This is a genomic window from Stenotrophomonas sp. AS012628 (assembly GCF_010608305.1).
GTDB classification, from domain to species: domain Bacteria; phylum Pseudomonadota; class Gammaproteobacteria; order Xanthomonadales; family Xanthomonadaceae; genus Stenotrophomonas; species Stenotrophomonas geniculata.
Map to the genome: position 1 here is coordinate 1 of NZ_VMBJ01000323.1, position 210 is coordinate 210.

Below are 210 nucleotides of genomic sequence, written 5' to 3' on the forward strand. Positions count from 1 at the left end.
GCCAGCCGCCTCGTAGTCCTTCAGGCGGAAGATGGCGATGGCATAGGAGTGCGGCATCTGCCACAGGCAGAAGATCGCCAGCAGCGAGGCGGCGCCGGCGTCGAACTGGCCGCTCACCGCGCAGTAGCCGACCACCGGCGGCATCGCCCCGGAGAGGCTGCCGACCAGCGTGCCGTACTGCGAACGACGCTTGAACCACAGGCTGTACAG

General features: G+C 68.1%; 1 protein-coding gene. It reads right to left on the reverse strand.

Features of this window, described 5'->3' with window-relative positions:
- On the reverse strand, positions 1–210 hold a 210-nt coding region (locus tag G5A07_RS22110), incomplete at both ends, for a UbiA family prenyltransferase (protein ID WP_191864060.1).